This is a genomic window from Parablautia muri (genome assembly GCF_009917485.1).
Classification (GTDB): Bacteria; Bacillota; Clostridia; order Lachnospirales; family Lachnospiraceae; genus Suilimivivens; species Suilimivivens muri.
The window spans coordinates 22,300-34,510 of the sequence record NZ_QZDT01000017.1 but is presented as its reverse complement, the minus strand read 5'-3'; the positions used below and the strand labels follow the sequence as shown (position 1 = coordinate 34,510).

Sequence of the window (12,211 nt, the reverse complement as noted above, 5' to 3'; positions counted from 1 at the left end):
TTCGGCAAATGATGAATGGTATGGGCGGATTTGATAACAGCTTGGTGAAAGCTTTTTGATGAACAGTTTAAATACCTCTGCATATGATAGGATAAACGAATATGCAGAGGTATTTTATGCCCCAAAATATTTTACGGATGGCTCAGACAGATAATAACTCGGTGGGAAAGCTGCAAATTAATGTGACTTCCTCTTTAGGGCTTATTCCCATACAGGACGCCACCGTCACAATTTCCTATACAGGCATACCGGATGTGACCATAGAAAAGCTTAACACTAATTCATCAGGCCAGACAGAAGTAGTTGATCTTCCGGCGCCGCCCATAGAATACAGCCTGACACCTGTGGAACAACAGCCCTATTCGGAATATAACATACAGGTTGAAGCGCCCGGCTACGAACCTGTGATGGTTTCAGGAACGGAAATCCTGCCGGATGTTACAGCTCTGCAGCCCATTCAGCTGACACCGCTGGAAACAACGGAAGAACAAAATGACGTGATCGTCATACCGGATCATACCTTGTTTGGGGAATATCCGCCTAAAATCCCGGAAGATGAAATTAAGCCTATGGATGAAAGCGGGGAAATTGTACTTAGCCGTGTGGTGATACCGGAATATATAGTTGTATATATATAATTAGTACACCTACTTGCATAAAAAATTAAAACCGCATAATTTGTGAGTATCCGGATTTATATGTATGGACTCGATTTTATCATGCCAGAAGGCCTGCTTATGCTCTTTATCCAGGGCAAGGTAAGCTTCCTTCCAATTACCTGTAAAAGCGCATAATATGGGCTCAATAGAGCGCCCTGTGGCGATATCTAAAGTGCTTTCACATACCTTTATTTTTTCTGACAGCACATCATATTGTGAATCGTAATATTCTTCGGATATCCTTCCCTTCTGAAAAAGTATATTAAGGCGGCTCCGTTCAGATTTCAATTTGTTTATTTCTAGCTGGGGGTCCTTTCCTGTGTCTGCCTGAACTTTTAAGCGGAATTCCATCTGCAGGTTTGATAATTCTGCAAGCTTCGTTTCCACATTGGCCAGCATGAATTTCTCCACCGTACTTTCATAAATATTAATTCCACCGGAACATAGTAGCTTTGAACGCTGCTTTTGTTTACAGTGATATACAGGACTTATGTAGACTTTTCCACTAGGCCTTTTCGTTTTATGTTGATAGCCTGCAAAGTTATGACCGCAAATAGGACATTTAATTAATCCAGAGAAGATATATGGGGCATTATTCCCGGCATATACTTTAAGGTTGCCCATTTCTTTTATTTTTTGGAATTGTTCCTTTGTTATGTAGCTTTCGCAGAAATTATCTTTGCCGTAGGCGTGGCCATAGTAGACAGGATTTTTAAACATATACATCAGGGTGGTTTCAGCAGGGGATAAATCGCCGTATTTTTCCATAATGTAGTTGACGGTTTTTCTTTTGGAGTAAAAGGTAAAAAAATGGTTAAAGAAATCTTCTACGATATGACTGACAGTCTCGTCTTTTACAAACATCTTATCCTTTACTTTGTAACCAAAGCTCACATGAGCTCCGGAAAGGATTTCGCCATTTCTACGCTTATAGGCAAAAACCTCTCTGATGCGGTCAGAATCACGGTCACATTCATTTTCATTGACTGAAAGCATAATGTTGATGGCGAACCGTCCATTAGCCGTAGAAGTGTCGTATTCCTCAAATATGGTTTTCCAGTTGCAGTTATGCTGCTCCAAAATGGCCTGGGTATTGTGGTAGTCCTTGATATTACGGAACCACCGGTCTAGCTTGGTGACAAGGATCAAATCAATTTTGTCTGCTTTGACATCAGACAGAAGGCGCAAAAGTTCTTTCCGGTTCTGCATCTTCTTTCTGGCCGTGATCCCTTCGTCAGAGTAGTAGTCAACAATTTCATAACCGTGTGAAGTGGCATAGCTTGTAAGAGCCTGCCGCTGGGCATCTAAAGACAAGCCATCACGGACTTGCATGTCTGTACTTACACGGTCGTAAAGGGCGCAGCGGATTTTTTTCATATTGTATCCTCCTCTATAAGTTTACTAAAAAATGGGTACAAAAATAACAACTAGCGGAATTTCGCTTGTAAGTTGTTTTTGAAGATGATACAATATTTTTGCTTTAAAGTGAATCATCTTCGGATGTACCTAAAACCGTTCAGTGTACTAGCACTGGGCGGTTTTGCATAAAAATATTTTCTTGACAAATAATAAATAAAATAGTACTATGTTAATCAATAAGTCATTAAGTGACTATTAAAAATGATTAAAAGCATTTTTAAATGCTGAAATTTTTTAAAAGATAAATCGGTAGTGTTTCTGGTGAGTACCAGAAAATGTCTATCGATTTTTCTTTTTATGCATAATTTTCCTTTAAATCTATATACATCACGCATCTTTTAAAATGTGTGGATTTCATACAAGATTCACGATCTAAGATAAAAAGATCACAACAAATATCTCTGATTTGTAAAATCGTAAATGAATCAATGTTTTTTAGTAACAATCCGGCCTTTTTATTTATATCAGCCACTTGGTTCATTTCTTTAAGCAACTCATCATATATTGTGATTTGAGGGAGGGCATTCAACTGCTTTTTTATGTTTCCTGGTAATATTTTATCCTTAGTATCATGTAATGAAGCATATGTAAGCAATTTTGTATTCGAATCAACATTTTCAGCAGTTTTTAAGTATTTAAAAACTGGAAGCAAGCGAGTTGATGGAATTGACTTAAATCTTTCCAAACACATTTCTGTTGCATCAAAATGTTTATTGTCCATAAGAATGTCCTCAAAAATCATCTCATCTGCAAGTATTCCGTACCCGACCTTATTAAGAATGGTATCCCGATATCCGATAGCAATGGCTAACGGCTTGGAGGATATATCTATATTATCTAAATCATCAATTCCGACAATAATAGATTCAGCGGTATCACTTGTTATGCTTTGGTCTACGATTTTTTTTACGATTTTTCTGGTCTCTCTTATTTTAGAAGCGGAAATTCCGGGAATAATGTGGTTTAATTTTTCGTATATTGTGAGATAATTATCAGTAATTATTTCTGTAATAGGAATTTCTACACCATTTGCAGTAAATAGTGTTCGCTTAGTCTCTCGAAGGCGCATCTCTCCTTTTTTGTAACTGACAAAAATGAAATGATTGCTGATGTTAGATAATTCCTTTGGAGTGAGGCAGCCTAAAAAGTCTTCAATAATTCGTTGGATATTTTCATCTGTAAATGAATAACCCATGAATATAATAGGCGATTCAGCAAATAGTGTTAGCATTTTGGCAATAATAAGTTTTCTGGATGAGTTAAAATCAGTATAATCCTTTTCTGTTATTACAAGTGATTTTGCGTCTAAGATGCTCCCATGGATTTTGTATATCTCAGCAATATTATAACTGTCAGCAGAAAATAATTCGTTCTGATGGCAAAATACCTGGTAATCGTTTTTGAAAACTTCTGATTCAATAAAAGTATCATAATTAGTAGTAATGACAGCAGAAATTTTATTTTTTAACAAGCGGAAAGACTCAATTTCTTTTACCAGAGAAGCATCAGAATTAATTCTTAGCTTTTTAAAATAACTTACTAAAAACATTTTGTATGGGGAAACACCTTGGTTAACCCATTTAGGATTTTTCGAGTTGCCAATTTTTATGTTGATTTTTCTAGAGTAAAATGCTGCATTGAAATCATTTTCAATAATAGTAGCCAATTTAGTATTCGTTTCAAAAGTAGAACAACCTTCACGCGTACACTGATCTACATAACGACTATAGTAATAAGGGTCTGGATTCACCGCTTTAAAAGAGTCTCTTAATAAGCCTTGCCAATCGGGAAAACCATATAAATAACGCTTAGAAATTCCAGAACCTATGAACAATACAGGCATTTTTCTTTTTTCAATAATCCTATCTAATATAGATTTTGCCATAGATTTCCCTCTCTTTTACCGATTGTATTGAAATATTGCAGCAGTTGCATTTATTATATTTTTTCAAGCACCGCAATATTTGGTTCAAAAAAGATTGCTTCTTTTTGAGCAACTCAATTTGTTCTTCAAATGTAGTAGGTTTTTTTAATTCCATTTTATCTCCTGTATAACAAAAAAGTGCTCCCATTGGACACATCGTTGAGAGGTGTGGGAGCTTCTGTTTAGTATATCCCAAAAACCTCAAAAGTCAACTGTTTTTAAGAAAATGTGGATAAAATATGAATAACCACAGTATGTTGTAAGCAGAATTTTCATTTTCCGTTCCTGTTAGCGCAGGAGCGGTTTTTGTTATAATAAATCAGAAATACAAATACTTAGGTCTTCATAAATGCATACAGGGATGTGGTCGTCAAAACTATATTGGTTTGACGCCTGTTCATGCTCAAAATCAAAAACATTTACAGTACATGTCTTGGGGTTTACAATCCAGTACTCCCTCACGTTTGAAGAACGATATTTAAAGAGCTTTATCCCATAATCTCTTTGAGGGTCAGAAGGGGATATTATTTCAATAATCCAGTCTGGTGCGCCGTTGCACCCTTTTTCCGTTAATTTATGCTTATTACATATTACGGAGATATCTGGCTCAATATAATTTCGGTTATCCTCATTTAGAAAAACTGCGAACGGGGCAGGGTATACTTCACAATCACCGTGCTTGGCATCAATATAGTTTCCAATAACCTTAGTAAATTGTGAAACTAATTTCTGGTGGATCCGGGCAGGCGGCGCCATCATATATATTTGCCCGTCAATCAGCTCCGCTCTTTGTCCATCTGGAAGTGCGTAGATATCTTCGATAGTGTAGTTTTTTTCCTGGTGTAATGCCATGTGGTCCTCCTTTCGGGCGTATTAACATTTTTAGAAAGTGTCCGCTTATGTTAGTCGCAGGGACAGTTTTTAAATATTTACTTTATTCCTAAGATTTTTCCTACTTTAGCACGCCTTCCACTCTTTGTGGTGGGGACGCCGGTAGCTTTAGCAATTTTCCTTTTTACTTTTGTAACCCCGAATGCTTTTTTGGGACTGAATGAGAGTCCGGGAATAAGTGATTTTTTTCTCTTTGCCATAATAAATTTCTCCTTTATTTAAAACAATTACCACATGGTTTATAATCCTGCGCTATTAATTCATCTAATGTTGCGCTGGATGTTGCATAATTTTGAGGCGCTATTTTGGGAACTGAAGAACAGCTAGGGTGGTGTATTCTTTTCGTATTTGTATTTAGCACATAGGTATCTGCTGTTTGTTGTTGTTCTGAATTATTATAAGTATTAAAGTTACTTTCTCCGGTTCCTGTATTGCTGGTAGAGGATGATGCAGTAGATTGAGGTTCGGATATTTCCGTGCCCTGTGATGTAGCCCCCTCTGCAACTTGAGTTTCAGATGTTTCTTCTACTCGTGGAGTAGAGGTTTCAATGGGAGATGTAACTAGTGGTGATACTTCTGGGATAGCCGTAGGCTTTGGCGTTTCAGTAGGCTGTGGTGTTGGCGTGGCCGTAGGGTGTAATGTAGCAGTAGACTGTGGAGTGGGTGTTTTGGTTGGTGTGGGCTGTGGAGTTTTAGTAGCCGTGGGTGTAGCAGTAGGTATTATCATAGGAGATTCCGTTGCAATAGAAGGACTCTCAGATACTACTTCAACTGATTCGTTAGGTACAGCTTCATCATCCATAGTGAACCCAAACCCAATAGTGCTAATTATCAAAGCCAACGTAGATATCCCAGCAAATTTGAAACGTTTTTTAGCCGGCTTTTTCCGAATTAAATTAATTAGCGCCCATATAATAAAAATTGGAATACATATAAAACTTATGCAGAATATAAGGAGAAATACGTTATTCATATAAAAGCCCTCTTTTCTTTAGTTTTTATTAAAATGCCGTAGCAGTTTAATCATTATTTAACATCACTTTGAAAAGCTACAGCCTTTCCTAAAATATGAAAGTTATTGAGTTCCTCATTGGTAAAAATCAGGTCTTCGTATGCAGGATTTTCCGCTTTTAAGATGACCATACTTTTTTCAGCGTAATAAAAAAATCTTTTTAATGTAGCTTCATTATCGTTGTCTACTATAACGGCCGCAATCTCGCCATTATCTACAATATCTTGCTTGCGTATAAATACAATATCGCCATCCAAGATTCTAGCATTAATCATACTATCCCCTTTTGCTTTTAAGCAAAAGTCTGCTTTGATATCAGTTCCAGCTATTACATAGCTCTCTCTATCTTCATTTGCATATGTAGGTTTTCCGCAAGCGATTTCTCCTAACAATGGAAAACGTTTTAACTCTATTGGGTACACATTATTTGCCGTGGTGGAAGAATTATTTTCCCATCCCATTAAATATGCTGGTGAGCAATTTAGTATTTCTCCATAAACGCACATATGCTCATATGGTATGCTCTTTATATTTCCACGTTCATATCTTTGCGCAGTAGCTTCTGTCACGCCTAATCTATCCGCGACTTGTGCCAGCGTGATTCCCTTTTCTATTCTTTTTTCGTGTATTCTTTCATTCCAAATAGGCATTAGTTTTATTTCCTTTATTGTTGTGTTAATTAGAAAATACCATATTCTTACGTAAAATGCAATGGGATGCATGCATAAAAAAATGAAACTTACGTAATTTGCAAAAAAGTATTGACATGTGTAAAGTGCAGTGTTAACATAAACTTACGGAATACGTAAGAAAGGAGATGACGATTTGAAACAGGTGCAGAAATATAAGGTAGATATTGTAGAGTTAAAGAAAATTATGGTAGAGCAGAAGCTAGATAAAATCGTTGATTTGTCGGCTGCATCAACGGTAGATAGAAATACTTTGTCCAGAGTCATTAATGGGGATATTAAACCTTCAACGACTGTTATTGAAAAGTTAATGTCAACCCTGCATATTCCGCCAGAACGAGCTGGTACAATTTTTTTTAGTCCGAACTTACGGAATACGTAAGAATAAAACAATTTAAATAGAGGGGGGGGGTGAGAAAGATGTTCAAGAAAATATATGAGGAATTGGTAGCTATAAGGACGGAGCTGCAATTAATGCGAAAGGATACTGCGCCAATTGTAGAGGATTTAGACGGGATATGCATTAAAACATTTTGTTCCAATCAGTCCATTCAGTCCACGGTAATTTCATTTTCATTGACTTGCCACGATTGGTTGAAACTAAAACAGTCAAAGGACTGGAAAGGGCTTCAACAACAGATTTCGAAGTATCAAAGAAAATATAACCGGATGCGCCAGACAGAGAACCCAGATTTACCGGAAAAGGAATAGATTGATATTCCCTTGTCCCGGTGATGGTATTACCCGTTTGTTTTGTAATTTTAATAGTATGCGGTGGAACGGCACAGCCACTATAAGACTCGCCATCAACCTGAATAGAAATGCTATTAATAGAGATAGGCAGCTGGGACTTATTTTGGAAAAAAACATATGCAATCAAAGAATTTTTTATACGAGAAATCTTAATGATTTGTATGTCAATATTCTTGCGGGTATGGTAAAAGTTCGAAATCCAAGAAGTGATAGTACCCAGGGCTCCGAAGACCGCAATTGCTAGAGTGATGTTTTCACGAGTAATATATGTGCTAAAAAAATTTGTAATTGTTTGAGGCTCCATGTTTAATATCCTTTCTTTAGTACTCGGCTATGCCAGTAGCCTGTAATTTCATTATAAGAAGGAGATAAGGTTAAAGCAATGATATTTTGCAGACAGAAGGTGTGCAGCAGGAGTAAAAGTCCATCTATTAAAAATGAAGGGAGATAGGAAAAATAATAGTATTTGATGTAGTAAAGCAGTTAGAGCTAGATGTTTTTTGTGATGTGATATATGGAATAGCAAAAGATTCTAATACACAGGCAAAACTTAAAGAGGCCCTACAGACAGAAATATCAGAAAAGGAGCTGCAACGGATGAACGAAGCAGCCCTACGAGAAGGATATCAGCCTTTATCTTTTTCAGGCTGACAGTAAAAGCATCCGTTTGGGTTTGGACAGTGCTCTGCTTTGGCGTAAATAAGACAGCTCAGGTAAGAATCGCTCGTGTAAATATGCCCTGGGTTAATGTCGTTGATACGACAATAAGCTGTTTCCCTGTCCAGATCATGGATTTCTCCAGTATTTTTGTTTAGCAGGAAACGGTGCCCATTATATGGCGGATTAAATCTACGCATAAGATTCTCCTTTCTTTAGTACTCGGCTATGCCAGTAGCCTGTGATTTGATTATAAGAGGGAGATAAGCAATTTACAAGTATTACAAAAAGAGGAAAAGGGTACAACCAGTCAGACATATTAATTATTAATCAAAATAAGGGGGTTTTATATGGGGACAGAATATATACCAACTGCTGAAAGCATATTGGAAACATTGGCAAAGCTGCTGGCTCATCAAAATGGAGGTACACCGGAGGATTTGGTGATTACAAAGAAAGAAAATAAAGGAAAGGAACCGGCATAAGCCGGTCAGAAAGGACAAGCATGTGAAAAAGATGGAATTATGGAAGATTTTGGCAGCAGTCATGGCGGCATTGATCCTGATGGAAGCAGTAATAATGATACCAATCATGCTGCATGCCCAGGAGGCAGTCAAGGTGCCGGAAAGCGTGCTTAGGATATCAGAGGAATTAGGGGCAGAATACCATCTGTGCCCTGAAACGCTTCGGGCAGTCGGATGGGTGGAGAGCCGCTTTGACCCTGAGGCAGAAAATGACGGATGCATCGGCGTCATGCAGGTATCGGAAAAGTGGCATAAAGACCGGATGGCAGGGCTTGGAGTCACAGACCTCAAGGATATCAGGGGGAACATGAAGGTAGCGGCCGATTATCTGTCAGAGCTGGTGAATGACGGGGAAGACCTGGAAGTGGCGCTGATGCGCTACCATGGGGAGTCGCGGGTCATGGAAAGGCTGTCAGAGGGCGAGCTGTCAGAGTATGTGGCCCAGGTGTTGGAGATATCGGCCATGCTGGAATACCAGCATGGGAAATAAGGATGATTAAAAATGCTGGAAGGTAAAGCGCTGATGGACAAGCTCTATGAGCAGCCCGGTATATTCAGGATACATATGCGGAATAAGCAGTACAGCCGTGCCAAGGCATGTTATGACACGGTCCGGTCCGTTCTGGTGTTTCTAGAGGCGGACGAAGGCCGCATGCAGGAGTTTTTTGGGGAGCGCGGTGAGAGAGGAGCATTCCTGAAAGAAGGGCTGTTTGATGAAGAACAGGTCCAGAAAGCATATTATGAGTGCATCCGGAAGGGGGATACCTATGAGAACAAGAGATATGAGGCTTTACAGGGGGAAGGGTGAGGAAAGATGTATGCAGCGGTAACGATCAAAGGCTACAGGAAAGGGGATGCAGGGACGGAGCTCTTGGTCTCCGTCCCGGATAAGCAGATAGGGAAGGCGCTGGAAAGGAAACAGATCAGGAAAGGGGAGCTGCGCTTTGATGATGGGCGCTGTATTTCTGTAGAGCAGCGGAAAAAAGCATATGCCACCATACGGGATATTTCCGAATATACAGGCTATCTTCCGGAGGAGCAGAAGGAATGGCTCAAATACCTCCATATATGCCGGACCGGCAGCAGGTATTTCCATCTGTCAGACTGCTCTATGGATACGGCAAGGGAATTTATCAATACCATGCTGGATTATGCCTTGGAAAATGGGGTCCCTCTCTCTGACAATGCGGTTAACCGCACGGATGATATTAACCGGTACCTTTATGCATGCCTTGTCCATAAAAAATGCGCTGTGTGCGGCCGGAAGGGGGAGATACACCATGAGGATGCTATAGGGATGGGAAATGACAGGAGGCAGGTGGATGATTCCGAATACAGGAAGATATGCCTCTGCCGCATGCATCATACCGCAGCCCATCAGATGGGCGTGCCGCGTTTCCGCAGCATGTATAAGGTTTACGGGATCGTCCTTAAGGATGTCCCTGAGCCGGATGAAACGTGAAAGGAGGACATTATGCAGAATGTAGCAGATGTCGGGATAAAAGATTGCCTGAAGCAGGAGCTGGAAGGCTTTGGCAGTTTTACCATGATCTCATAATACTGCCGGCCTTGTCCGGTGCGTATGGATGAAAAAATATAACAGGATTGAACCGTGCCACCCTTGTCAGGCGGTAGGGGCGGCGTGGTGATAATCGGAGGTGTAAGGGTGGCAATGACAGGAATAAACAGTTTCCTTTTAGACTGCCGCACTAACGACAATATTTCAGAAGTTGAAGGCGAATTCGGCGTAAAAGGGTTTGCAGTAGTAGTCCGTCTCTGGCAGAAAATCTACAGTGAGAAGGGTTACTACTGTGAATGGACCGAAAGAAGTCCCGTGCTGTTTTTGTCAAACTGGTTTGGCGGGGACAGTGGGGTGACGCTTAGATTAATAAATGAAGTAGTAAAAAGGTGCCTGAGCAATGGAATATTTGATGCTGGCATGTATCAAAAATACTCTGTTCTCACATCAGCCAGGATCCAGACACAGTATTTTAATGTTGTCAAAAGGCGTGAGCAGATTCCGGTAATAAAAGAGTACCTTTTAGTTAGTGTTGGCAAAATAAGGGGTATTGTATACGAAAATGATGTTTCTGTATGCAGAAACCAGAAAAATGCATGCAGAAACGGCACAAGTAAAGTAAAGGAAAGTAAAGAAAAAAATAAAGATACTATGTGCACGCTGGAAAAAGCGCGTGCACTGTTTGAGGAGCTATGGAAACTGTACCCATGCAAAAAGGGCAAAGGAAAGGTATCAGACACACAGAAGATCAAACTGCTGAAAATCGGTTATGACGAGATGGAAAGAGCAATTGGACGTTATGTCAGCTATGTAAAAAGTATCAGCTACTTAAACCACCAGAACGGCAGCACCTTTTTCAACAGCGGCTACATAGATTATCTGGATGCAGACTATGTGGAGGATAAAAAGCCGGTTAAGCAGACAGGGCAGTTTGTCCAGTTCATGCAGCAGGATTATGATTTCGAACAGCTTGAAAGAGAGATCTTGTCAAATTAGAGGGGAGGCGGCACAGGGATGCAGTTATTTAATGTTACGGTCTACATAGTGACAACAGCCAGGCCCCCTGCAAAAGGGCAGGCAGCAGGCGCATGGCTCGTGGAGTATATCACCGGAAAAGGGAAGCCGGAAATCAGAAAAGGCGCCCTGTACCGGTGGGAGACAACGGAAACTGCGCTTACCCTTGAGCTCATAAGGGATGCATTCTGCACCCTTGCAAAACCCTGTTCTGTCTCGGTAAATACCTGGTGCGAGCACGTTTTAAGCGCCGTGGGAAAACGCTGGATAAAACAGTGGGAAGAAGACGGATGGAAGAATGCGAAAGGAAAGCCTGTCAAAAATGCGGAATTGTGGCAGCAGGCAACAGGAAAGATGAAAAATCACTGTGTTTCTTTTGACAGCAGGATGCCCCCTGCAGAATATTTGGAGATTATGCAGAAGAAAATGGATAAGGCTCTGAACGAAGCCCTCAAGGAAAAGAGGGCCCAGGGACAGCAGATGAACATGTTTAAATAAGCCTTTTGGTCAAACATATCACATAGATACTGACAACTTGCAGCGTGGGGAGCTTCTACTGGAAGGCTCCCCGGAAAGGGGGAAGGCGTGGAGCTGACAAAAGAGCAGCTGGCCATATGGCGGCAGCAGGGCATGACCAACGTGGAAATAGCGGAAAAGACCGGGAAAAGCGTAGGCACGGTCAACGTGCTGTTTAGCAGGTACCGGATCCCGAAAAGGAGCAGGGCCGTGCCGGAAGAAAAGAGGCGGCGCCTGGTCGGGATGAAGGAAAAGGGATGGAGCACGAAAGAAATAGCGGAAGAATTGGAGCTGTCGCAATGTACGGTAAACAATTACATAAAGGCAGCAGGCCTAAGGCCTGAAAAAGATACGGAGATGGGACTGCCTGAGACCTATATCATGGCAGTGCCGAGGATTCCGAAAATTACCAGGCTCGTAATAAGGGGGCATAAGTACCTGGATGTAACAGATTATTTTATACGTGGATGAGGAGGGAGATGCGTGGCAGAGAATGAGTACAGGTACAATAAAGCGTTCAGAGATTTTGTAGATGGATATTGCGCGGAGCATGGGACAACGGTTGAAGAAGCCCTGCAGCAGGACGAAGTCAAGCATGCCTGTCTGTATTATACGGATGTGTGAAAGGTGGGAA

At 40.6% G+C, this 12,211-nt stretch carries 18 protein-coding genes; 11 read left to right on the top strand and 7 right to left on the bottom strand.

Annotated elements, in window-relative coordinates:
- Positions 1 to 101 precede the first annotated feature (101 nt).
- On the top strand, positions 102 to 638 hold the full coding sequence (locus D5281_RS11600) for a carboxypeptidase-like regulatory domain-containing protein (RefSeq protein WP_330584975.1): 537 nt from the start codon (positions 102 to 104) through the stop codon (positions 636 to 638).
- Positions 639 to 647: 9 nt separating this feature from the next.
- Here D5281_RS11600 and D5281_RS11595 read toward each other — a convergent pair whose 3' ends face one another.
- From D5281_RS11595 to D5281_RS25650, 4 genes are all read right to left on the bottom strand, one after another.
- Positions 648 to 2,036: a recombinase family protein gene (locus D5281_RS11595; RefSeq protein WP_160560367.1), complete on the bottom strand. Its 1,389-nt coding sequence runs from the start codon at positions 2,034 to 2,036 to the stop codon at positions 648 to 650.
- Between the two features lie 337 nt (positions 2,037 to 2,373).
- On the bottom strand, positions 2,374 to 3,963 hold the full coding sequence (locus D5281_RS11590) for an SIR2 family protein (RefSeq protein WP_160560366.1): 1,590 nt from the start codon (positions 3,961 to 3,963) through the stop codon (positions 2,374 to 2,376).
- A gap of 348 nt (positions 3,964 to 4,311) precedes the next feature.
- Positions 4,312 to 4,854 carry a Uma2 family endonuclease gene (locus D5281_RS11585; RefSeq protein ID WP_160560365.1) on the bottom strand — a complete coding sequence of 181 codons (543 nt, stop codon included), beginning with the start codon at positions 4,852 to 4,854 and terminating at the stop codon, positions 4,312 to 4,314.
- 77 nt (positions 4,855 to 4,931) lie between these two features.
- Positions 4,932 to 5,093, bottom strand: a complete 162-nt coding sequence (locus D5281_RS25650; protein WP_277935318.1) for a hypothetical protein — start codon at positions 5,091 to 5,093, stop codon at positions 4,932 to 4,934.
- Between the two features lie 348 nt (positions 5,094 to 5,441).
- On the opposite strand from D5281_RS25650, the gene D5281_RS11580 reads away from it, so the two are divergent.
- A complete protein-coding gene (locus D5281_RS11580; protein WP_160560364.1) occupies positions 5,442 to 5,870 on the top strand; it encodes a hypothetical protein in 429 nt (142 codons plus the stop codon).
- A 49-nt stretch (positions 5,871 to 5,919) separates the two neighbouring features.
- On the opposite strand, the gene D5281_RS11575 is transcribed toward D5281_RS11580, so the two are convergent.
- Entirely contained in the window at positions 5,920 to 6,555 is a 636-nt protein-coding gene (locus tag D5281_RS11575; RefSeq protein ID WP_160560363.1) for a LexA family protein, read from the bottom strand.
- Between the two features lie 184 nt (positions 6,556 to 6,739).
- Between D5281_RS11575 and D5281_RS11570 the strand changes: the two genes are divergently transcribed.
- Positions 6,740 to 6,976: a helix-turn-helix domain-containing protein gene (locus D5281_RS11570; protein ID WP_330584984.1), complete on the top strand. Its 237-nt coding sequence runs from the start codon at positions 6,740 to 6,742 to the stop codon at positions 6,974 to 6,976.
- Between the two features lie 141 nt (positions 6,977 to 7,117).
- Here the strand turns inward: D5281_RS11570 and D5281_RS11565 are convergent, their stop codons facing one another.
- Both D5281_RS11565 and D5281_RS11560 read right to left on the bottom strand, forming a co-directional pair.
- Entirely contained in the window at positions 7,118 to 7,651 is a 534-nt protein-coding gene (locus tag D5281_RS11565; RefSeq protein ID WP_160560361.1) for a hypothetical protein, read from the bottom strand.
- A gap of 322 nt (positions 7,652 to 7,973) precedes the next feature.
- Positions 7,974 to 8,204 (bottom strand): 3-hydroxyacyl-CoA dehydrogenase, encoded by a 231-nt coding sequence (locus D5281_RS11560; protein ID WP_160560360.1) that lies wholly within the window; start codon positions 8,202 to 8,204, stop codon positions 7,974 to 7,976.
- A 150-nt stretch (positions 8,205 to 8,354) separates the two neighbouring features.
- Here D5281_RS11560 and D5281_RS25645 point away from each other — a divergent pair, with 150 nt between their 5' ends.
- From D5281_RS25645 to D5281_RS11525, 8 genes are all read left to right on the top strand, one after another.
- Positions 8,355 to 8,489: a hypothetical protein gene (locus D5281_RS25645; protein ID WP_277935317.1), complete on the top strand. Its 135-nt coding sequence runs from the start codon at positions 8,355 to 8,357 to the stop codon at positions 8,487 to 8,489.
- Between the two features lie 31 nt (positions 8,490 to 8,520).
- Positions 8,521 to 9,018, top strand: coding sequence for a lytic transglycosylase domain-containing protein (locus D5281_RS11555; RefSeq protein ID WP_160560359.1), 498 nt, complete (start codon positions 8,521 to 8,523; stop codon positions 9,016 to 9,018).
- Between the two features lie 12 nt (positions 9,019 to 9,030).
- On the top strand, positions 9,031 to 9,336 hold the full coding sequence (locus tag D5281_RS11550) for a hypothetical protein (protein WP_160560358.1): 306 nt from the start codon (positions 9,031 to 9,033) through the stop codon (positions 9,334 to 9,336).
- A gap of 6 nt (positions 9,337 to 9,342) precedes the next feature.
- Positions 9,343 to 9,990, top strand: coding sequence for a putative HNHc nuclease (locus D5281_RS11545; RefSeq protein WP_160560357.1), 648 nt, complete (start codon positions 9,343 to 9,345; stop codon positions 9,988 to 9,990).
- A gap of 210 nt (positions 9,991 to 10,200) precedes the next feature.
- On the top strand, positions 10,201 to 11,043 hold the full coding sequence (locus D5281_RS11540; RefSeq protein ID WP_277935327.1) for a DUF4373 domain-containing protein: 843 nt from the start codon (positions 10,201 to 10,203) through the stop codon (positions 11,041 to 11,043).
- 18 nt (positions 11,044 to 11,061) lie between these two features.
- Positions 11,062 to 11,559: an RNase H family protein gene (locus D5281_RS11535; RefSeq protein ID WP_160560355.1), complete on the top strand. Its 498-nt coding sequence runs from the start codon at positions 11,062 to 11,064 to the stop codon at positions 11,557 to 11,559.
- Between the two features lie 87 nt (positions 11,560 to 11,646).
- On the top strand, positions 11,647 to 12,048 hold the full coding sequence (locus D5281_RS11530; protein WP_160560354.1) for a helix-turn-helix domain-containing protein: 402 nt from the start codon (positions 11,647 to 11,649) through the stop codon (positions 12,046 to 12,048).
- 12 nt (positions 12,049 to 12,060) lie between these two features.
- Positions 12,061 to 12,201, top strand: coding sequence for a hypothetical protein (locus D5281_RS11525; RefSeq protein ID WP_160560353.1), 141 nt, complete (start codon positions 12,061 to 12,063; stop codon positions 12,199 to 12,201).
- The last annotated feature ends 10 nt before the right edge of the window (positions 12,202 to 12,211 follow it).

Excerpts from the sequence above, each read along its gene's own strand:
- D5281_RS11600 (WP_330584975.1), top strand. The coding sequence starts at position 102 with ATGCAGAGGTATTTTATGCCCCAAAATATTTTACGGATGGCTCAGACA.
- D5281_RS11595 (WP_160560367.1), bottom strand. The coding sequence starts at position 2,036 with ATGAAAAAAATCCGCTGCGCCCTTTACGACCGTGTAAGTACAGACATG.
- D5281_RS11590 (WP_160560366.1), bottom strand. The coding sequence starts at position 3,963 with ATGGCAAAATCTATATTAGATAGGATTATTGAAAAAAGAAAAATGCCT.
- D5281_RS11585 (WP_160560365.1), bottom strand. The coding sequence starts at position 4,854 with ATGGCATTACACCAGGAAAAAAACTACACTATCGAAGATATCTACGCA.
- D5281_RS25650 (WP_277935318.1), bottom strand. The coding sequence starts at position 5,093 with ATGGCAAAGAGAAAAAAATCACTTATTCCCGGACTCTCATTCAGTCCC.
- D5281_RS11580 (WP_160560364.1), top strand. The coding sequence starts at position 5,442 with ATGGGAGATGTAACTAGTGGTGATACTTCTGGGATAGCCGTAGGCTTT.
- D5281_RS11575 (WP_160560363.1), bottom strand. The coding sequence starts at position 6,555 with ATGCCTATTTGGAATGAAAGAATACACGAAAAAAGAATAGAAAAGGGA.
- D5281_RS11565 (WP_160560361.1), bottom strand. The coding sequence starts at position 7,651 with ATGGAGCCTCAAACAATTACAAATTTTTTTAGCACATATATTACTCGT.
- D5281_RS11560 (WP_160560360.1), bottom strand. The coding sequence starts at position 8,204 with ATGCGTAGATTTAATCCGCCATATAATGGGCACCGTTTCCTGCTAAAC.
- D5281_RS25645 (WP_277935317.1), top strand. The coding sequence starts at position 8,355 with ATGGGGACAGAATATATACCAACTGCTGAAAGCATATTGGAAACATTG.
- D5281_RS11555 (WP_160560359.1), top strand. The coding sequence starts at position 8,521 with ATGGAATTATGGAAGATTTTGGCAGCAGTCATGGCGGCATTGATCCTG.
- D5281_RS11550 (WP_160560358.1), top strand. The coding sequence starts at position 9,031 with ATGCTGGAAGGTAAAGCGCTGATGGACAAGCTCTATGAGCAGCCCGGT.
- D5281_RS11545 (WP_160560357.1), top strand. The coding sequence starts at position 9,343 with ATGTATGCAGCGGTAACGATCAAAGGCTACAGGAAAGGGGATGCAGGG.
- D5281_RS11540 (WP_277935327.1), top strand. The coding sequence starts at position 10,201 with ATGACAGGAATAAACAGTTTCCTTTTAGACTGCCGCACTAACGACAAT.
- D5281_RS11535 (WP_160560355.1), top strand. The coding sequence starts at position 11,062 with ATGCAGTTATTTAATGTTACGGTCTACATAGTGACAACAGCCAGGCCC.